The organism is Shewanella sp. HL-SH2 (genome assembly GCF_051164935.1).
Lineage (GTDB): Bacteria > Pseudomonadota > Gammaproteobacteria > Enterobacterales > Shewanellaceae > Shewanella > Shewanella glacialimarina.
Map to the genome: position 1 here is coordinate 2,706,272 of NZ_CP195035.1, position 19,948 is coordinate 2,726,219.

17 protein-coding genes and 1 pseudogene are annotated in these 19,948 nt (G+C 40.7%); 13 read left to right on the top strand and 5 right to left on the bottom strand.

The features are described from left to right. The first annotated feature begins 103 nt into the window (after positions 1-103). Positions 104-1,657, top strand: a complete 1,554-nt coding sequence (locus ACRWP9_RS11745) for a LysM peptidoglycan-binding domain-containing protein (protein ID WP_434926163.1) — start codon at positions 104-106, stop codon at positions 1,655-1,657. Between the two features lie 85 nt (positions 1,658-1,742). On the opposite strand, the gene ACRWP9_RS11750 is transcribed toward ACRWP9_RS11745, so the two are convergent. Genes ACRWP9_RS11750 through ACRWP9_RS11760 form a run of 3 tightly spaced genes read right to left on the bottom strand, consistent with a single transcriptional unit; the run spans position 1,743 to position 4,618 of the window. Beyond that, a complete protein-coding gene (locus ACRWP9_RS11750) occupies positions 1,743-2,273 on the bottom strand; it encodes a BsuPI-related putative proteinase inhibitor (RefSeq protein ID WP_434926164.1) in 531 nt (176 codons plus the stop codon). Next, a complete protein-coding gene (locus ACRWP9_RS11755; RefSeq protein WP_434926165.1) occupies positions 2,273-4,084 on the bottom strand; it encodes an AsmA family protein in 1,812 nt (603 codons plus the stop codon). Before ACRWP9_RS11755 ends, ACRWP9_RS11750 begins: the two co-directional genes overlap by 1 nt. A gap of 51 nt (positions 4,085-4,135) precedes the next feature. Beyond that, the gene (locus tag ACRWP9_RS11760; protein ID WP_434926166.1) at positions 4,136-4,618 is read right to left on the bottom strand and encodes a putative 4-hydroxy-4-methyl-2-oxoglutarate aldolase; all 483 of its coding nucleotides are present in this window, start codon (positions 4,616-4,618) and stop codon (positions 4,136-4,138) included. A 406-nt stretch (positions 4,619-5,024) separates the two neighbouring features. On the opposite strand from ACRWP9_RS11760, the gene hyaA reads away from it, so the two are divergent. The 12 genes and pseudogenes from hyaA (at position 5,025) to ACRWP9_RS11820 (ending at position 17,443) form a co-directional block, all read left to right on the top strand. Next, positions 5,025-6,161, top strand: coding sequence for a nickel-dependent hydrogenase small subunit (gene hyaA, locus ACRWP9_RS11765; RefSeq protein ID WP_226415744.1), 1,137 nt, complete (start codon positions 5,025-5,027; stop codon positions 6,159-6,161). A gap of 2 nt (positions 6,162-6,163) precedes the next feature. Further along, positions 6,164-7,867 (top strand): nickel-dependent hydrogenase large subunit, encoded by a 1,704-nt coding sequence (gene hyaB, locus ACRWP9_RS11770; protein WP_434926167.1) that lies wholly within the window; start codon positions 6,164-6,166, stop codon positions 7,865-7,867. Between the two features lie 32 nt (positions 7,868-7,899). Next, positions 7,900-8,565 (top strand): Ni/Fe-hydrogenase, b-type cytochrome subunit, encoded by a 666-nt coding sequence (gene cybH / locus ACRWP9_RS11775; RefSeq protein ID WP_434926168.1) that lies wholly within the window; start codon positions 7,900-7,902, stop codon positions 8,563-8,565. Positions 8,566-8,570: 5 nt separating this feature from the next. After that, positions 8,571-9,137 (top strand): HyaD/HybD family hydrogenase maturation endopeptidase, encoded by a 567-nt coding sequence (locus ACRWP9_RS11780; protein ID WP_434926169.1) that lies wholly within the window; start codon positions 8,571-8,573, stop codon positions 9,135-9,137. After that, positions 9,115-11,046, top strand: coding sequence for a NiFe hydrogenase (locus ACRWP9_RS11785; protein ID WP_434926170.1), 1,932 nt, complete (start codon positions 9,115-9,117; stop codon positions 11,044-11,046). Before ACRWP9_RS11780 ends, ACRWP9_RS11785 begins: the two co-directional genes overlap by 23 nt. Continuing rightward, positions 11,046-13,535 carry a carbamoyltransferase HypF gene (hypF, locus tag ACRWP9_RS11790; protein ID WP_434926171.1) on the top strand — a complete coding sequence of 830 codons (2,490 nt, stop codon included), beginning with the start codon at positions 11,046-11,048 and terminating at the stop codon, positions 13,533-13,535. Before ACRWP9_RS11785 ends, hypF begins: the two co-directional genes overlap by 1 nt. A gap of 134 nt (positions 13,536-13,669) precedes the next feature. Then, positions 13,670-14,479, top strand: a complete 810-nt coding sequence (gene hypB / locus ACRWP9_RS11795) for a hydrogenase nickel incorporation protein HypB (RefSeq protein WP_434926172.1) — start codon at positions 13,670-13,672, stop codon at positions 14,477-14,479. A gap of 2 nt (positions 14,480-14,481) precedes the next feature. Beyond that, on the top strand, positions 14,482-14,721 hold the full coding sequence (locus ACRWP9_RS11800) for a HypC/HybG/HupF family hydrogenase formation chaperone (RefSeq protein WP_226415735.1): 240 nt from the start codon (positions 14,482-14,484) through the stop codon (positions 14,719-14,721). 1 nt (position 14,722) lies between these two features. Continuing rightward, complete coding sequence (gene hypD / locus ACRWP9_RS11805) at positions 14,723-15,844, top strand: hydrogenase formation protein HypD (protein ID WP_434926173.1); 1,122 nt, start codon at positions 14,723-14,725, stop codon at positions 15,842-15,844. Continuing rightward, positions 15,837-16,851 (top strand): annotated as a pseudogene (gene hypE / locus ACRWP9_RS11810) (hydrogenase expression/formation protein HypE). Before hypD ends, hypE begins: the two are co-directional and overlap by 8 nt. Further along, positions 16,851-17,195 (top strand): hydrogenase maturation nickel metallochaperone HypA, encoded by a 345-nt coding sequence (locus tag ACRWP9_RS11815; RefSeq protein ID WP_226415730.1) that lies wholly within the window; start codon positions 16,851-16,853, stop codon positions 17,193-17,195. Before hypE ends, ACRWP9_RS11815 begins: the two are co-directional and overlap by 1 nt. Positions 17,196-17,263: 68 nt before the next feature. Next, positions 17,264-17,443, top strand: a complete 180-nt coding sequence (locus ACRWP9_RS11820) for a hypothetical protein (protein WP_434926174.1) — start codon at positions 17,264-17,266, stop codon at positions 17,441-17,443. Positions 17,444-17,531: 88 nt separating this feature from the next. On the opposite strand, the gene pgm is transcribed toward ACRWP9_RS11820, so the two are convergent. Further along, entirely contained in the window at positions 17,532-19,181 is a 1,650-nt protein-coding gene (gene pgm, locus ACRWP9_RS11825; protein WP_434926175.1) for a phosphoglucomutase (alpha-D-glucose-1,6-bisphosphate-dependent), read from the bottom strand. Positions 19,182-19,202: 21 nt separating this feature from the next. Continuing rightward, complete coding sequence (seqA, locus tag ACRWP9_RS11830; protein WP_434926176.1) at positions 19,203-19,919, bottom strand: replication initiation negative regulator SeqA; 717 nt, start codon at positions 19,917-19,919, stop codon at positions 19,203-19,205. Positions 19,920-19,948: the final 29 nt, after the last annotated feature.

The window sequence follows — 19,948 nt, forward strand, 5'->3', positions numbered from 1 at the left end:
TGTTTAATTCGGCTTTTCTAGACTGAGAAAAACTATCTCAAACAATTAGAATATAATCATATCAAATCAAGGTGTTGCGCCTTTATTTCGGGATATTTATTTAATGAAAACAAAGTTAACATTGCTTGCAGCTAGTATTATATTAGTTATAGGCTGTCAATCAGTAAAGCATGATATAGATACCGATCCTGTTATCGACCCAACGTTAGTAAAAGTCCCGACAAAATTAAGCAAGCAACCCACTTCTATAGAAGACATTGAAGATGATTTAGCACAAGCCAATGACGTTTGGCAGCGTATTCGAGATGGCATGCAGTTACGTATTGCCGATAAAGAATTAGTTGAGCATTACCGCCAAAAGTTTATCGAAAATCCACACCATTTAGAAGTGGTAACTCAACGGGCCGAACCTTTTCTATTCTTCATTCTAGAAGAAATTGAAAAGCGAAACTTACCCACAGAACTCGCCCTTTTACCCATCATTGAAAGCGCATTTGACCCTTCTGCAACATCAAGTAGTGATGCATCAGGATTATGGCAATTAACATTGCCTACCGCGGCAGCGTTTAAGGTAAAAACAAATTGGTGGTATGACGGTCGACGTGATATCAGAGCATCGACAATCGCAGCTTTAGACTTATTAGAATATCTTTATGCCAAAATGGATAAAAATTGGATTTATGCCCTTGCAGCCTATAATTCAGGCGAAGGACGGGTGTTAAACGCTATAAAGCGAAATAAAAATAAAGGCACTGAAACTAACTTTTGGATGTTAAAACTACCAAAAGAAACAGCTCATTATGTACCACAGTTATTGGCACTCGCTGACATAGTGAAAAACTCATCTGAGTTAGGTATTCACCTTGCGGCAATTGAAAATAAGCCGCGTATTGAAATGGTGAATATTGAAAGCCAACTAGATTTAAACTTAGCGGCTGAAATGGCTAATATTTCAGTCGAAGAGCTTAAGCTTCTAAACCCTGGATTAACACGATGGGCCACTGCACCAGAAGGGCCACATTACCTAACGATCCCAATTGATAATGCCCAAAGCTTTAAGCGCTCACTTGCGTCTTTAGACCCAGACTCACGTATTAACTGGGTGCGTTATAAAATTAAACCTGGTGACAGTATCAGCGAAATTGCCGATCAATTTGAAACTTCGCCAACAATGATCCGTAGCAGTAATGGTATTAAAGACAATAACATTACCGCTGGAAGGTTTTTAATTATTCCTATAGCAACTAAAGATGCAGATATAGAGAGTTTACATGCTGATCAACAGCTAGCACGCAAACCTGTAGTCAAATCGAGTACTAAGGGCCAATCATATTTAGTCAAATCCGGTGATAACCTTTGGAACATCGCTAAAAATAATAATATTTCAGTGGATCAGATAACCAAGTGGAATAGACTTCGCAAGGATCAATCGCTTAAAATTGGTCAGAACTTAATTTTTTATCCTAATGAAATAGCGCAAACAAACGGTTTATCTGAGAAAGTGGTCAATTATAGAGTTAAATCAGGCGATTCACTTGCGCGTATAGCTGCAGCCTACAAGGTTACAGTTGCAGACTTGATCGAGTGGAATAGCTTGCAAAAGAATAAATATTTACAGCCGGGGCAAATGCTAAAGCTACTCATTGCCAATAGCTAAAATAGATATTTAATTCAGTATAAAAAAAGCGGGTTAACCTAAGTTATCCCGCTTTTTATTAACCATACAGTTTGATATCGGCTCACTAATGATCCAATCGTAATTCGACTGAAATGTCATTAACTATAGGGGAATTAGTTTCTAGCGATCGGCCTTTAAACTTTGGTTGTAACGTAAAACCTCGTTTATCGACTTTGGATAGAATATCGCTTGGCACATTAAATTGTGTTTTCAATGATTTTCCCGCGCCAATGCGAATTTGCTTTAAGGCTTGGGTGAACATCATCGTATCTGACCAGGCCCAAACTTTCAGGCCTTTAGGGTCAATCAGCAATAAATCAGCCAGCATCCCAGAGTTAAATTGTAGATCAACACCCACACTGCTTGAGTTTGTGACGATTAGCTCTACCGCCATTGATTTAGCATCTTGATAATATGGACTTATCTCTAACTTGGCATGCAGCAATGATTCATCCATCGTTTGCATTTCATTCCCCGCGGTTAAGATGACTTTCTTGTTAATTTGCTTAGCATGGTTAGCCTGTACATCTGAATTAACGCCGCCAGTACAACCTATTAAGGCTAATAAGCTTATTGCGCCTAATACCTTACGCATTAGAATCCTCCTAATTTTTTAAGTAAACTGTCTTTCAACTTATCTTTTTCCTGATCTAATCTACCTTTTAATAAGGCATCAGTATCTAAACCAAACTTTGGGTCTTGAAAACTACCATTTATACTTAACGGGATATCAATCCCTTTTAAGGTATCTTGCTCACTGCCTTGACCAGCAAGTGACCCTACTACTTTGGTGAGCAGTTTATAATCAATATTTTGGCTAATAATATTAGCCGTACCTTTACCCTCTAATCTTATTAAAGGTGACGACATTGATAAATCAGGATTGTTTAATACACCTTCAAGTAAATTAAAGCTTCCAGTTAAACTGGTAAAATCAGTTTTAAGCTCCTGGGCATCTTGGGCTGATAAGTCTCCAGCTATTTTTTTTTGAGCACTGCGGATCATTTGCGGAATATTAACACCATATAAGGACCCATCAGCTACCTCAAATTGACCATTGGCTAACAGTTGTTGTTTAAGCTTACTGGGTATCAAGCTTGACCCTTCACCTTTAATTGAAAAATTAGCTATACCTGATATCAAATCCACTTCAGCCAAATCAATTAATAAGGGACGTATTTGTACCCCAGTAACTTGCTTATCAAATTGATATGTTGGCACACTTTTACGAGCATCAACTTTGGCAGAGACTGTGATATTACCCTGATAAAGTTCTGCTGATAATTTTTTCAAATCAATAACGCCCTGCTTGATAATAGTATTCATTTGCCAGTTTTGAGTCAGTAAATTATTTACCTTGATCGACTTGGCTTTTAAATTCAGGGTTAAATCAACTTGTTTAAGTGCAGATAAGTCCGGCTCTTTGTCACTTCCCTTACTGACTGAAGCGACTTTTTCATCGCTCGCATCTGCTGCAGATTTTGGCAGTAAGCTGTATAGATCAATATCACCGAATTCAATATCGAACTTGATAACAGGAATAGTGTTGCCATAATTGAGTGCGACTTTGGCATTAGCTTCTATGTTATCAAGGGTTAACTGGCTAATTGTGAGTGTCACGTCTTTACTATTAAGCGCGATAACAACATCGGTAAGCAAATCTGCTTGTAACGATTTGTTCGGTAACGATTCACCTTTAAGATTATTTGTAATCGAAAACTGATTGATATGAATACTATCCAATTTATCTGAAACTTTAATTTGCCCTTTACCCGCTGAGCTTAATTTCATTTCAGCCAATTCAGCGTCAAACTCATATTCCATATCAGCAAATTGCCCAAGTGAAAATTGACCTAACGTAAATGAGCTTAATGTAAAATGTTGCTCAGTTTTGGTTTGTTGATTAATGATATTAACTTGCATATTGGTTATAGAGATCCCACCAATATTTAGACTTGATAAGGCCAAAGGTTGATTGTTAGCTGTCTCTGCAGGCATTGCAGTTGTTTGCTTGTGTTCAGCTAAGCCATCAAAGCTTGTTTTTCCATTTGTATCGGTCACTAAATTAACCGTCAAACCATCTAAACTTAACTGTTCAATTTCGATTTCCTGACTCAGTAGCGGTATTAAAGCAACATTGGCAATAGCTTGATTAATCTCAAGCATGTGTTGAGGTTGAAATGAGTCAGGATTACTGAACGATATAGCACCAACGTTGATCCCAATAGAGGGGAAAAAGCTCCAACTTAAGTCTTGGTTTATCGTTAACGTACGACCTGTCTGTTTTTTTACCGCATCAACAATTTGCGGTTTAAAATCATTAATATTGAAAAACAATGTTAAATACAGAGCGGCACATATGCCGATAACGAGGATGGATATAACCAACCATTTAATTAATTTCATCATTCTTCCTTAGTCTGTTATGAGTAAATTACTAATCTGATCGTGTATACACTATAAACTTAAAACTGATTGACTAATGGCGACGCCATTTAAATCAGCATAAAGCATCATACCATCAACAATTTCGATTGAATTAATTTCAAGGGTTACGCCTATCTCCCCCAAGTCACGCTTCTCTGTTTTAATGGGGTTAACGCCAATTGCTTTCACACCAATATTCATAGTATTTATTGTGGCCACATCTCTTATACAACCATAAATAACAATACCCTGCCATCCATTATTAACAGCGTCTTGTGCTATCATATCACCCAATAACGCCCGTCTAGTGGAGCCGCCACCATCAACGACCAACACCTTCCCATGGCCTGGTTTAGCTAGAGTTGACTTTACCTTTGAATTATCTTCAAAGCACTTTACGGTTACGATTTTGCCTGAAAAAATGCTTTTTTGTCCAAAGGATAGCCAGGGTAAATTAATCAGTTGTAACTCTTGAGGGTATTGGTCAAACAGATCAGGAAGTAAATCAAGCATAATGCCTCCACACGATATAATTGAATAAACACACAACAAGCCTACTTAAAAAGCCATTAATGAACAAGTTGTTAAGCTTATACATGATGTAAAGTTAATAGAGACAATATGATTGCCAGCCTATTGAAGAGCACTTTCTATATTGCTTTAATTCATAAAATTGCTTAGCCCATAATCACTCTCAGTGTCACTTCAAAGCGTGATCGTATCCTCACTATTTCGGTTGTAGGGTCAAAATGTCGCAGTAAAAATCAATTAATCGATCTAGATCAAACTATTAACAATTATCTGTTAACTTATTTACAATTTCTATTTAAGCCTTGATTTAAATCAAGTTGGCCATCATTAGCGCGCCATATAGTTACCGTGAGGATATGCAAAACTCTGACATTAAGAAGGTTACTTTATGGATACTCATGCAGCTCTATATGAACAAGGCAAACAGCGTCTTGATTATTTACGTGCACTAGCACCTAGACAGCCTGTTAGTTTAGAACAGAAGATGGCCGATAATGGCATCTCTCGCCGAGATTTTATAAAGTGGAGTGCGGCTATGGCGGCTATGCTGGCATTGCCACTCCCGTTCAGTACCTTAGTCGCAGAAGCCGCGGAATTAGCAGACAGAGTACCGTTAATTTGGTTACACATGGCGGAATGTACTGGTTGCTCCGAATCGCTTATTCGTGCAGATACCCCTAATTTAGATACCTTGATTTTTGACCATATTTCATTGGAATACCATGAAACCTTGATGGCAGCTTCTGGGTGGCAAGCGGAAGAGAATCTTGAAAATGCACTTAAAGAATACAAAGGACGCTACCTTTTAGCCGTTGAAGGCGCTATTCCTACCGCTAATAATGGCGCCTATTTGACTGTAGGTTGTAAAGGACACACCGGATTACACATAGTAAAAGAAGCTGCTGAAGGTGCTGCTGCTATCATCTCTGTGGGTACATGTGCAGCATTTGGTGGCGTGCAAGCCGCATACCCGAATCCAACTGGTGCAAAAGGCGTACATGAAGTTGTTGATAAAACAGTTATTAATCTTGGGGGCTGTCCGCCAAGTGAAAAAAATATCGTCGGCACATTAATGTACTTCATCATGTTTGGCAAACTCCCTGCTTTAGATATGTTTAATCGACCAAAGTGGGCTTATGGTGCCCGCGTACATGACAACTGTGAACGACGTGGGCGCTTTGATGCCGGTGAGTTTGTTGAAACATTTGGCGATCAAGCAGCTAAAGATGGCTATTGCTTATATAAAGTAGGCTGTAAAGGTCCATACACTTACAACAACTGTCCAACAGAAAGATTCAATCACCATACTAGTTGGCCAGTACTCGCAGGTCATGGTTGTATGGGCTGTTCTGAACCCAACTTCTGGGATGATATGGCAGATTTTGAAAAACCATTAGGGCGTCAACTTTTACACGGTATTGATGCTACGGCAGACACCATTGGCGCAGTCATACTAGGTGCAACGGTTGTCGGGATCGGTGCCCATGCTGTTGCTAGTGTATTTGCTAAGCCATTGGAGGATTAATCATGAACAAACGCGTAGTTATCGACCCTATCACCCGCATTGAAGGTCACTTGCGAGTAGAAGTTGAAGTCGATGAAAACAATGTCATCACAAAGGCTTGGTCATCATCAACTTTATGGCGTGGTATAGAAGTTATCTTAAAAGGCCGCACGCCGATGGACGTCGGCTTAATCGTGCAGCGTATTTGTGGTGTGTGTACATATTCACATTATCGCTGTGGTACCGAAGCGGTGGAAAATGCTTTAGGAATGACGATTCCTATTAATGCTAAATACCTTAGAAGTCTGATGCAATCTTCATTATATATGCACGATCATATCGTCCATTTTTATCACTTACATGGCTTAGACTGGGTTGATGTAGTATCGGCATTAGGTGCTGACCCCGCTAAAGCGGCGCAGGACTCACTAAAATATACAGACAAACCCATCGCGACAGGCGAAGGAGAATTAAGGGCTGTACAAGAAAGAGTAAAAGGCTTGGTTGATACTGGTAAGTTAGGCCCGTTTGCCAATGCCTATTGGGGCAATAGCACTTACCGTTTTAGCCCTGAACAAAACTTAATTGCCTTATCACACTATTTAAAAGCTCTAGAAGTACAACGAGTTGCTGCCGAAATGTTGGCTATTTTTGGTGGAAAATCCCCACACCCACAATCATTGGTGGTTGGCGGGGTAACCTCTGTTCGCGACATGTTGAGCCCGGCCCGTTTGCAAGAGTGGAAACAGAAGCATGCCATTGTGCAAGATTTTATTGAACGCGCTTATCAAGCAGACATAGTGATGGCAGCTGAGGCATTTGGTGCTGAACCTAGTGTGTTAGGTGGCGTAAATGTGAAAAGCTTTCTGTGTACAAATGACTTTTTAATGGGAGATGGTCAGTTTTTATTTGAGCAAGGCGTAATAATGCATGGCGACTTGGCAAACGTGACTGATATTAACCCCGATTTAATCAAAGAAGACGTGACTCACGCTTGGTATAAAGCTGATGGCGCGCAGCATCCCTATGACGGTACAACGGTGCCAGATTACACAGGTTTTGTCGAAAGAGACACAGTGTATGGCAAGTTACCAACTTTAGATGGTGACGGTAAATATTCCTGGGTTAAATCACCACGCTACCAAGATGAACCAATTGAAGTAGGCCCACTTGCTTGCTTATTAGTGAACTATGCCAAAGGTAACCAAATTGTTGTTGATGCCGTTAATGGTTTATTAACTGCAACAGGTTTGCCAATTGATGCGCTGTTTACCACCTTAGGTCGCACCGCAGCTCGAATGCTGCAAACAGTATTAGTAGGTCAAGCCAGTTTAAAAACCTTTGACGCGTTAGTGACTAATCTTAAAAGCGATGAAGCTACCTACATAACGCCACAAATTGACGTTGATAAAGAATACGTGGGTCATGCCATGAATGAGGCTCCTAGGGGAATGCTCAGTCATTGGATAAGAATTAAGAATGGCAAGGTAGAAAACTATCAAGCGGTAGTGCCAACCACCTGGAATGCGGGACCAGTTGATGCTAACGGAAAAATGGGACCTTATGAGGCCTCATTAATCGGCTTAACACTTGAAGATCCTACTAAGCCATTAGAAGTTATTCGTATTATTCACTCATTTGACCCCTGTATGGCGTGTTCAGTGCATGTGATGGATTACAAAAAACAAACCTTAGGCCAATTTAAAATTGATCCTAATGGGTTTTAATCTTGAGTGAATTCAATATGGAGGGATGACTTATGCAACATCAAGCAACCCATACAAGGCACTACATTTTTACTCCAGCCATTCGAATATTTCATTGGCTAAGGGCATTATCGATACTGATATTGGTGATCAGCGGGTTTTATTTGGCATGGCCATTTCTAGTCGCGCCAGGCACATCTGATGTATTGGTTCAAGGTTGGATCCGTTTTGCACATATCATTTTTGGTTTTGCATTAACGGCAATTACCCTAGCACGCTTTTATTTGTTCTTTTTCAGTCGGCTTAATATTGAAAGACGCTCATTTAAAGACGTGTTAAGTGTATCGAGTTGGATGAGCCAATTAAAATCTTACTTATGGATGGGCAAACTGAATAAAGCAGGCGTTTATGGCCCATTACAGTTTATGACCTATGTAGCCATATCTTTTGTTGCTTTGCTTATCTGTATTACGGGTTTAGTCCTGTACGCCAATGTCTATCACCAAGGTTTGGGAGGTGCACTTTGGGAAATCTCGGCATGGATCACAGCGCAAATGGGAGGATTAGCGTACGTTCGAGTCATACACCATTATTTAATGTGGGCATTTATTATATTCGTTGTTATCCATGTTTATATGGCGGTGTGGTCTGGCATACGCTTTAGACATAACTCTGTAGACTCCATTGTATCGGGCTATGATTATCACAAGGATCATTAAAACCCATGAAAAAAATACTCATATTGGGTATTGGCAATGTGTTGTACGCCGATGAAGGTATCGGCGTACATTTTGTCAATTACATCAAAGATAAATATCAATTTAATCACCTTTCCCATCAAATAGATTTAATTGATGGCGGTACCCTAGCACAAAGTTTAATCCCATTGATTTGTCAGTATCATCAACTCATTGTGGTCGACACTGTCAATAGTTCAGAAGCCAAAGCAGGCGATGTATTCTTTTTTGATTTCGACCATGCCCCTGCTGAAATTGACTGGCAAGGCAGCGCACATGAAGTAGAAATGTTACAAACATTAACCATGATGGATATGGTCGGCGATCGCCCTGCAACTCAAGTATTAGGTGTTATTCCAACGGTAATAGAACCGATGACATTAGGGTTAACACCTTCTTTGATCGCCGCTATTCCTGTGATGGAAAAAACCCTACTGGGTTTTTTAGATGAGTTTGGAATTACCGCTGTTCAGCAACAATCCATTAAAATTGATGATGTCATCCCCGATGCATATAAACGTGGAGTCAGCTATGAAGCACCTCATTCAGTTTGAGTTTGTTTGCCTTAAACCTGTGCCGCTTTACGCATATCTTTGCCAATATTTTACGTTACGCACTGAATTCGACATTAGCTTCGGTATCGTAAAGGATGATAAACAGCTAACACATTACATAATTGAAGCTTGTGCACTACAAACAGAATTAGAAAGCCTTGCCGATGAAATTGCAGCAAATTTTCTCCTATCGGTATGGTTAGTTGATACTCAGATTAAACGAATACACAACAAACAATTCCCCCCCGTGGAAGCACTTAAATCATTATCAACAGCCCCACTATCATCAGCGCCACTGTTATATTGCCAACATTGCCAGCCTATTTTTGGCGATAATCAAAGCCAACAGTTTGGAGAGCTTAACCTGTTATGTGCTCACTGCCATGGTGAAACTAAACTCACAGCAGTTCAACAAGGCCTGACAGCAAATGATATCCGCACTATGGTCGATACACTGCTAATTCAAGGTGAATTACCGCTCTTAAGCGAGAAATTAATTCTCTCAATAGATGAACCGTTAAAAAATTCAACTAGTGAGTCGCTGTCAGAGCACCTTACCTTAAGACCGCATATTTTGATTTGTAACCCAAATACCTTAAATGCTCAGTTTTTAGTAAATGATTATCAGGTATTGGCTTTATCCAGTATTGAAAAACCTATCTTGACACTGGTCAGTTGTGATAAACAAACCGAGTCAGAAAACTGCAGTCATGCGATTCGATATGATGTGCAATTTGCTTATAACCGACTACTGCAAGTCATTTGTGAACGATTAAGACAAAAAGGCATTAATTGGGTTTATATCTCCCCCACTGCCGATAAAAAACGCTTACAAGCTAAACATGCAGAAGTAAACAAGCCATTACGCTTAGCACGAGTTAATCATCAATGGATAACAATACAACAGACAACAGAGGCTATCAGCATTGATATTTTACAGCCTTGCTTGCATGATCATGCTGTTTTTAATGACGGTAATAAACAATTCACCGCAACAGACCAGTCAAATAGCCAAGATCACCTTAAAACAATCTTTTTAAGCCACTGTATTTATAGCGAAGAAGACTTAGCCGCCAATGCTGAACAGATAACAACAAATTTATCAGAAAATGATCAACATTTAGGCTATCGATCTCTACTCGCTGGGCTGGCAAATAGGCCTGATAAACCTAAAAATGCCGCGGTATTGTATTTTAGCCAGCAGCATAAAAGTCAAATTTTCACTTTAGATGGCCAAAGTAAAGCTGAATGTTTTTTCGAATTTGCCGCGATACCTGAAAACGGTTATGAAATATGTCATCAAATTCTCTCCAGTAAACAAGCCCATTTACTCAATAAATTTAAACAACAATTTCCTCAAAGTTATTTGCGTTTACTTGACCTTAAGCTACCGCAGCAAAACGCTAACTTAAGTGGTTTATTGCCTATGGCGGCAATTATTATCGGATGTCCTATCAATGAAAACTCGCCGCACTCAGTTACACAACAATTACTCGATGGCATCATCAGCCTTGCCCAATGCTATCAAGGCAGTAACGCCCCAAGAATTGACTTCCAATTAGTTAAAGGAGAAGCCGTAAGAAGTCTTAATTGGTGTAAAACACTCGGTACTTTGATGAGTTTTAGAATTGCCGGTGAACAAGATAAAGCCAAACTTGCTTATGGATTTTTTGATTCTTTCGCTGATTATTTGAGTAATTGGTTAGCGCATTTGGATCAAAATATAGGTATCAATCAATTAGTGTTAGCGGGCAGCGAATTTAGCTATCCCCCTTTAGTGCGTCAAATACAGTTAAGGCTCGCTAATAATTTTACATTAGTGGTTGATTCTCAGATGGATTTAGACGGTGTCAATATTGCTGTCGGTGGCTTATTACTGCCCATACGCCGACGTGGTGGTGCTGTCTAATGGCCCCAAAAACTACCACTTTGATGTGCCAAAAACGCTTAATGGCCAAAGGCATTGTCCAAGGTGTGGGTTTCAGGCCATTCGTGTATCGCCTTGCAGATGAGCTCAAACTTGCGGGAACGGTACTCAATGACAACCAAGGGGTTGAGATTGTCCTACAAGGTGAGTCGGCTAAAATAGACTTGTTTATTGCTAGGTTGCAATCCTCGCCACCGCCACTGGCAAGAATAGATGAGCTAGTCTTTGTTGAGGAACCTATCAGCACGACATTTGATCATTTTAATATTTTACAAAGTGAGACTAGCGATTCCCAGGCCATAGTGGCGGTGTCCGCAGATAAAAGCACTTGCGCGGATTGCTTAACTGAGATGCAAGATAAACACAATCGCCACTATCTTTATCCGTTTACCAACTGCACCAATTGCGGGCCGCGCTATACGATTATTAAACATCTACCCTATGACCGTCATTTCACGTCCATGGCTGACTTCGATATGTGTGAACAATGTGCTAAAGCCTACCATGACCCTTTTGATAGACGTTACCATGCACAACCCGTTAGCTGTAATCATTGTGGACCACAACTAAGTTTATATGTCGATAATGTCCAAGTGAATTGCCAATCAACCGAGGTGATTACCCAAACGGTTGCCTTACTCAATCAAGGTAAAATAGTGGCGTTAAAAGGATTGGGGGGATTTCATTTAATTTGCGATGCTACCAATGACGCCGCGGTAATCACCCTTAGAAAACGTAAACATCGCCCCGCTAAACCCTTAGCGGTTATGGCTGCTAATCTTGAGCAAGCTAAACATTTGGCGGTAGGTACTGATGTTGAATGGCAAGTTGTAGACAGCGCTGAAAAACCCATTACTTTACTTGCAAAAATGACTCGTTCGTTAGAAGCATTAGTCAATCCCGACTTGTTAGACCGACAACCGTCTAAAGATGCCAGACCCGTTTTAGCAAAAAGTGTTGCACCCGGGATAGATCGCATCGGGATATTTTTACCCTACACGCCTTTGCATCACCTATTACTCCAACAATTTAACAAGCCTATCGTGGCAACTAGTGCTAATCGCAGTGGCGAACCTATTATTTGCAGTCTGGAAGGTATTATTAGCCAATTAGGTCATGTAGTCGATGCCATTGTTGACCATAACCGCCCTATCGCCAATGCTTGTGACGACAGCGTGGTACAGGTGATTAATGACCAATTACAAGTGATACGACTTGCCAGAGGTTATGCTCCACTCACCCTTGCCCATGGATTAGAACCCTCAAATTTTGAGCCTACACTCGCCGTTGGAGCGCAGCAAAAAAACACTATTGCATTGGCGTTTAATCGTAATATGATTTTATCGCCACATATTGGTGATTTATTCAGTCTTGAAGCAGAGCAGTATTTTGAAGATAACTTAACAACATTCAAACGACTTTATCACTTTAGTCCCAAGTGCATTATTAACGACAACCACCCCGAATATGCTCCCAGCCAATGGGCAAATCGCTTTATTGCCCAACATTGTGGTGTGACGCCATTATCGATCCAACATCATTATGCTCATATTCTTGCGGTAATGGCCGCTAACCAATATCGGCATAAAGTGATTGGTTTTAGTTTTGATGGTACAGGCTTAGGTGACAAAGGTATTCTTTGGGGCAGCGAGGTGATGCTGGCTGATGTGAACACATTTACGACACTCGCCCATTTTAGTGAGTTTAAGTTGATTGGCGGTGAACAAGCCATCAAGCAGCCAGTTCGCATATTGTTGGCATTGTTATTTGATTCATACACAGTAACCCAGATTAGCCAAATGCCAATTCCAGCGATTAAACGCTTGTCACTTATTGAACTTAATAATCTACATCGATTATGGCTTAACAACAGCCACTGTATACCCTGTAGAGCGGTGGGCAGATTATTTGATGCACTTGCTGTCGCACTTGGGCTTATTGAGTTAAATCAATTTGAAGGTCAAGCCGGTATGTTAATCGAGGCGCAGGCGGCTAAAACCGTGCCATTAACGGCTGCAACTGTTATTGAAACTCGAGATTCATCAGTGATAGGCAGTGCTAATGTAGATGCCGAACAAGTCAGTTTGTTATCCATAAAAGCTTTACCACAAGCGGATATTATTATTTGGCAAAGCCAAGAATGGTTTAAAGATATCATTGAGATAATTTGTCATACCAAAGACCCTGCGAAAGTATATATCCCCAAAATCTGCAATCAATTTATGAGGGCGATCGCCGATTCAATTAAACATATTGCGCAAGAGTATCCTCAATACCCCATGGTATTGAGTGGCGGTGTTTTTCAAAATAAACACTTATTGAGCCATTGTTTAACCGATGCAGAAACTGACAATCATCTTGTGTTGTCTCCTAAACTGGTGCCAATAAATGATGGCGGTATCGCATTAGGCCAACTTTGGTATGCATTACACTGTAATCAAAATAAAAGTGGGACAAAACAGGGTGAATAAAATGAGACCCGTGTCGCAAAACTGAATTAACGTTTTGTTAACAGTTAAACATTTTCCCAAAACTGATATTCATCAAAGTTTTCATATCCATTTTGGCGCAAAATTATTTTATCAACATCTCGTCAGGAAAACATATGTGCCAGGATTGCGGTTGTTCTATTACCCATACTCATCACGATCATTCATTGAAAACTAATCCTCAATTGAATGATAAGAAAACCTTGTCTGTGATCCACAAAATTCTCGATAAAAACGATATTGAGGCGCAGCACAATCGAGATCACTTCAATCAACATCAAGTAACTGCATTTAATATCATGAGTAGCCCAGGCAGTGGCAAAACAGCATTGCTGGAGCATTTACATCATTACTCCCCATTACAATATGCCGTTATTGAAGGTGATTTAGAAACCTCTCGAGATGCAGACAGATTAATCGCTCAGGGTATTGCGGCGTATCAAATTCAAACCGGATCGGCTTGTCATTTAGATGCGTTTATGGTGCATGGGGCCTTACATCATGTTGATCTTGAATCATTGAATATTTGTTTTGTTGAAAACGTCGGCAACCTTGTTTGTCCGGCTAGCTATGATGTGGGTACCCACAAAAATATTGTGTTGCTATCAGTGCCTGAAGGTGATGATAAAATTGAAAAATATCCAGTTATGTTCAGAAAAGCTGATTTAGTGGTGATCACCAAAACTGATTTGCTGCCCTACTTCGATTTTGATATTGAACAGGCAAAAACAGAACTTTATAAGCTTAATCCCCATGTTGAATTAATGCAGCTATCGATTAAAGAGCCTAACTCATTTACTCCTTTAGTTAACTGGTTAGCTGCCGAACACATGAAAAATTTAAGTCTACACTCGGTCACAAAACAAGGTTTAGACCAAAACCAGAACCTAGCAACTAAGCTCACAACTAATATTGAGGAGGTCTAGCCATGTGCCTATCTGTGCCTTCACAAGTTGTTGAAATTCATGATGATGCAAGTGTCACGGTCGATACTATGGGGGTTAAACGGCGAGTCAGCAGCCATCTAATGTCTGAGCCTCTCTCAATAGGCGATTATGTGCTTATTCATATTGGTTTTGTGATGAATAAAATTGATCATCACGATGCGCAACAAAGCTTGGTGTTATACCAAGAAATTGTCGCATCAATGAATGAGCACGGTGAATAATATGAAGCTTAAAGACTTGTATCAAGGCTTTCGAGACCCTGCGACGATTCATTCTTTAGCCGCAGAGATTAAACGACTCGCTGAACTCGTCGATGAACCCATTAATATCATGGAAGTGTGTGGCGGTCATACCCACACCATTATGAAATACGGTTTATTGCAACTGTTGCCCGATAACATCAAATTTATTCATGGCCCTGGCTGCCCTGTTTGCGTGATGCCTAAAGAGCGGATTGATCATGCCATTGCCTTAGCGAATGAGCCTAATGTGATATTAGTCAGTTTAGGCGATATGATTAGGGTACCAGGCTCTACAGGTAGTCTGGCTAATCATCGCGCTAAGGGTTGCGATATTAGAGCCATCTATGATCCACTGGATACACTAAAAATTGCAGAAGATAACCCAGATAAAACTGTGGTCTTTTTTGCCATTGGATTTGAAACCTCGACCCCAATGACTGCAGCGTTAATTGAACAGGCTGAAAAACAATCCGTCAACAATCTGCTATTTCACATCAACCATGTACTTGTCCCACCGGCTATTGATGCCGTAATGGCTGAAAAAAAATCTAAGGTTAATGCCTTCATTGGTCCAGCCCATGTCAGTGTTATTTCGGGTGCGAAAATCTATCAAGCTGCAGTGGATCAATATCATACCCCTGTTGTGGTATCGGGGTTTGAACCGGTTGATGTGATGCAATCTATATTATCAATCGTCAAACAGAAAGTCGCTAAACAGCCAAAACTTGAGGTGCAATACACTCGCTCGGTCAGTTTTGACGGCAATCTTCATGCGCAACAACTGGTTAACCGCTATTTTGAACCCAGAGATGAGTTTAGATGGCGAGGACTGGGGCCGATTGCTAAATCAGCGTTGCAATTAAAGCCTGAGTATCAACGACGAGACGCAGAGCATCATTTTAAATCTATTTTGTCCACTGAACCGATTGACGATCATAAAGCCTGTCAGTGCGCAGATATATTACGGGGACTTGCCGGCCCTAAAGAGTGCAAAGTATTCGGCCGCGGTTGTACCCCTGAAACACCTCTTGGCAGTTGTATGGTGAGCTCCGAAGGTGCGTGTAATGCTTACTATCGTTATGGAGACATTCTGAATGGGTAATATTGCTAACCAAACGATACAACTCAGCCATGGTGGAGGCGGAAAAAGAAATGGATCAGTTGATCAAATCCATTTTCTTTAGTGCATTTGCTAACCCTATCCTCTGTGCCGAAGAGGATGCCGCTAAACTTAACCTTTGTGGACCAGTGGCGTTCACCACAGATTCTTTTACCGTATCGCCGCTTTTTTTTGCTGGTGGCAATATTGGTAAACTTGCCATAGCAGGTACGGTAAATGACTTAGCCATGATGGCGGCGCAACCTGAATATCTCAGTTGCAGTTTTATCATCGAAGAAGGTTTTTTAATTACTGATTTGAAAAAAATTGTCCAAAGCATGGCCGATGAACTGCATCAGTCCGGTGCAAGAATTGTTTGCGGTGACACTAAAGTGGTGCCTAAAGGATGTGCTGATGGCCTATTTATCAATACCACCGGCATTGGCAGAATGTTAATAACTGATATTTCGGCTAAAAATGTACAACCAGGAGATGCCATTATTGTCTCACGAGATATTGGCAGGCACGGCGCAGCTATTTTAATGGCCCGTGAAGGGCTTGAACTTGAGTCTGACTTAACCAGTGATTGCGCCACTCTGTGGCCAGTGGTTGAACAATTAATTGCAGCAAATGTCACTCTTCATGCCATGCGGGATGCTACCCGTGGCGGTATTGCCGCGGTATTAAATGAATGGGCTAAAGCTTCTAATGTCGGAATTGATTTAATAGAAAAGGACATCCCTGTTGCAGATGAAGTGAAAGGACTGTGTGAGTTATTTGGTTTTGAACCCTATGACTTAGCTAATGAAGGCACCTTTGTGATTGCCCTACCACAAGATGTTGCTTTAGGTGCGGTAGAAATACTGCAGCGTTACGGACACTGTGAGCAGGCTTGTATTATTGGCCATGTGGTAGAAGCGCACCCAACCAGAGTTGTATTAACAACACCTTGGGGTAGCCATCGTTATTTAGATTTGCCCCATGGGGAACTTCTGCCAAGGATTTGCTGATGCACGAATATTCGATTGTGATGGCATTGATTGAACAATGTGAAGCATTGGCAAAACAGCACAAAGCCAACTCAATTGTGCGAGTTGACATTAAAGTTGGCATATTAAGTGGCGTGGAACCTTGCTTATTAGAACAAGCTTTTATGACCTTTAAACTGGATAGCCTGTGCGCAAATGCGCTATTGAACATGCAGATCCAACCACTGATCATACAGTGCCATCAGTGCGAAAAACAGTCAGAACAATCGCAGCGAACGGTTTTATGTCCACATTGTGGCTCAGCAGATACGCAAATTATTGATGGAGAAGACATGATGTTGATGCAATTAGAGATGGACACTTAAACACTGACTTTCTGACTAAAATTGATAAAAATAAAAAACACTCACACAAGTAGTATAAGGAATTGGCAATGATAAAATTTAACTCTGTAGTATTGAGCGCAGCAATGTCTCTGATGGTGTTTTCTGGGTCAGCCTTTGCTCATGAAGGCCATGGTGCACCGGGTTTATTCCATCACTTTGAACAAATGGCGCCAGCAATTTTGTTAGTGGCTATCGTGGCAGGTATTTTATGGAAAATGAAAAAATAAATTCATTGCAAAAAATGCAAATAAAAACGCACTCTTCAGAGTGCGTTTAGTGATGTCATTTTATTTAACTATTATGATGCTGAAGGGGTTAGCCTTTTAGGGCGTTATCAATCATTTGTTGCGCTTGAATAATGATATTGTCCAAATGCTGCTGACTGATAAAACTTTCAGCATATATTTTGAATAACGCCTCAGTGCCTGATGGACGCGCCGCAAACCAACCATTTTCTGTGGTCACTTTAATACCGCCGATTGCCGCATTATTACCTGGTGCATGGGACAGTATTGCCGTTATCGGCTCACCCGCTAATACAGTATCGGTAAAGCTGTCACGGTTTAACAATTCAAACTTTGCTTTTTTCTTGAGGCTAATTGGGCTATCTATTCGAGTGTAAAAACTCTCACCAAATTGAGCCGTTAATTCCTGATAACGTTGTGCGGGTGTTTTGCCCGTCACAGCAGTAATTTCAAGGGCCAGTAGCGCTAGGATAAAGCCATCTTTGTCTGTACACCAAGTACTGCCATCACGCTTTAGGAATGCTGCGCCGGCACTTTCTTCACCACCAAAGGCGATGGTGTTATTGGCTAAGCCATCGACAAACCATTTAAATCCAACCGGCACTTCTAAGCAAGTTCGGTTCAAACTTGCACATACGCGGTCTATCATGGCACTGGACACTAGTGTTTTACCAATAGACAGTTTTTCAGACCACTGCGGACGGTGGCTAATTAAATAATCAATGGCAACGGCTAAATAGTGGTTTGGGTTCATCAAGCCAAAGCCTGGGCAAACAATGCCATGACGATCATAATCTGGATCGTTTCCTACACATAAATCATAGTTTTCACTGTGTGCAAGTAAGCCAGCCATGGCATAAGGCGATGAGCAGTCCATACGAATTTTGCCGTCTTTATCTAATGTCATAAAGCTGAATGTAGGATCGACCTTTTCATTGACCAAGGTGATATCTAAATCATACTTTCTAGCAATATGTTGCCAGTAATAAATGCCAGAGCCGCCTAAAGGATCTACGCCTAAACGCAAATTTGCTTTTCTAATGGCTTCAAAATCAATTACATCAGCTAAAGAGTCAACATAGGGTGCAATAAAATCAACCTCTTGTACCCAACCCGATGCTAACGCTGCCCCAAAATTTACTTTTTTAACGCCACTGAGTTGTTGGGTTAAATAAGCATTGGCTTTATCTTCAATAATTTTAGTAATTGCGCCTTCGGCTGGCCCACCATGGGGCGGATTATATTTAATCCCACCATCCTCTGGCGGATTATGCGAAGGGGTAATGATTAATCCGTCAGTTAAGTGAGCAGAGCCTTTAGCTGAAGCATTAGCACAAATTATTGCCTGTGAAACAACAGGTGTAGGCGTAAAACCATCATTAGCTTGGATAAGTACTTTAACCTGGTTGGCGGTTAGCACTTCTACAACCGACATAAACGCCGCATAAGATAACGCATGAGTGTCATAACCCACAATCATAGGGCCGGTAATATTAGCCGACTGACGATAATCAACCACAGCTTGTGTAATCGCCCAAATATGATTTTGATTAAAACTGGATTTGAACGCACTGCCTCTATGGCCAGACGTGCCAAAAGTCACCTTTTGTTGCACATCGGCAACATTGGGGATCATCCGATAGTAATAACTCATTAATTTAGGAATATTCACTAAATCCGATTGCAATGCCAACGTCCCTGCACGCTCATGTATGGCCACGTCATTCTCCTTTGATTGAGGTTAAATATATTGCGCTATGGTCGATGCTTTAATGGCGTCACACCCTAAATGAACTAACACTTCAGATAAAATAGTTTGTTTCTTTGCAGTATTATTATTGGTTGTAACCCAATAGCCGCTTTGGCCTATCTCTTTAGGATTAGCGGATTGGCTGGCATCTAATAACGCCTGTTTAGATTGAGCAAAATATAAACGCCCTTTTCCTTGGATTTGTAATACTTGCTCAAAGTCTTTACCCGCTTGAACCGCTAATGCGTCGAGCAAAAACATGAACCGTCCCACAGCGCCCTTTTGTTGTGCAATTAAGTGCTCATTAACGACTGTATTAAAATCAATTTTTTTTGCGGTTCTACTTGAATGAGTCTGGGTTTCAGCAATTGAAAGAGGAATGTCTGCGTTGGCAGGATTTTCAGCTTTTACCTGATTAGATTCAATAGCTGTAGGTGCAACTGCTGAAGCAGGTTCAGTGCGAGTTTGAGCACGATGATTAACTAATTGCTCAACGATTGTCTTAGCTTTATTAAATAACGCATCTCTTGTATTGGCATCAAGCGCATCTAAGCCTGGCTGACTAATTGATTCTGGGCGTTGATCTGTCACAGATTCAACAGGAAGATCCAATAAACGACGCAAAATTTCTGAAGCGCTTTCGCCAATTCTTTCTGTTTTACTGGCGATAAAACGATAAAGTTCTTCATCAATTTCAATGTATTTCATTTCAATCATCCTTTTGCATGTTGAAGGTA

Excerpts from the sequence above, each read along its gene's own strand:
- ACRWP9_RS11745 (WP_434926163.1), top strand. The coding sequence starts at position 104 with ATGAAAACAAAGTTAACATTGCTTGCAGCTAGTATTATATTAGTTATA.
- ACRWP9_RS11750 (WP_434926164.1), bottom strand. The coding sequence starts at position 2,273 with ATGCGTAAGGTATTAGGCGCAATAAGCTTATTAGCCTTAATAGGTTGT.
- ACRWP9_RS11755 (WP_434926165.1), bottom strand. The coding sequence starts at position 4,084 with ATGAAATTAATTAAATGGTTGGTTATATCCATCCTCGTTATCGGCATA.
- ACRWP9_RS11760 (WP_434926166.1), bottom strand. The coding sequence starts at position 4,618 with ATGCTTGATTTACTTCCTGATCTGTTTGACCAATACCCTCAAGAGTTA.
- hyaA (WP_226415744.1), top strand. The coding sequence starts at position 5,025 with ATGGATACTCATGCAGCTCTATATGAACAAGGCAAACAGCGTCTTGAT.
- hyaB (WP_434926167.1), top strand. The coding sequence starts at position 6,164 with ATGAACAAACGCGTAGTTATCGACCCTATCACCCGCATTGAAGGTCAC.
- cybH (WP_434926168.1), top strand. The coding sequence starts at position 7,900 with ATGCAACATCAAGCAACCCATACAAGGCACTACATTTTTACTCCAGCC.
- ACRWP9_RS11780 (WP_434926169.1), top strand. The coding sequence starts at position 8,571 with ATGAAAAAAATACTCATATTGGGTATTGGCAATGTGTTGTACGCCGAT.
- ACRWP9_RS11785 (WP_434926170.1), top strand. The coding sequence starts at position 9,115 with ATGAAGCACCTCATTCAGTTTGAGTTTGTTTGCCTTAAACCTGTGCCG.
- hypF (WP_434926171.1), top strand. The coding sequence starts at position 11,046 with ATGGCCCCAAAAACTACCACTTTGATGTGCCAAAAACGCTTAATGGCC.
- hypB (WP_434926172.1), top strand. The coding sequence starts at position 13,670 with ATGTGCCAGGATTGCGGTTGTTCTATTACCCATACTCATCACGATCAT.
- ACRWP9_RS11800 (WP_226415735.1), top strand. The coding sequence starts at position 14,482 with ATGTGCCTATCTGTGCCTTCACAAGTTGTTGAAATTCATGATGATGCA.
- hypD (WP_434926173.1), top strand. The coding sequence starts at position 14,723 with ATGAAGCTTAAAGACTTGTATCAAGGCTTTCGAGACCCTGCGACGATT.
- ACRWP9_RS11815 (WP_226415730.1), top strand. The coding sequence starts at position 16,851 with ATGCACGAATATTCGATTGTGATGGCATTGATTGAACAATGTGAAGCA.
- ACRWP9_RS11820 (WP_434926174.1), top strand. The coding sequence starts at position 17,264 with ATGATAAAATTTAACTCTGTAGTATTGAGCGCAGCAATGTCTCTGATG.
- seqA (WP_434926176.1), bottom strand. The coding sequence starts at position 19,919 with ATGAAATACATTGAAATTGATGAAGAACTTTATCGTTTTATCGCCAGT.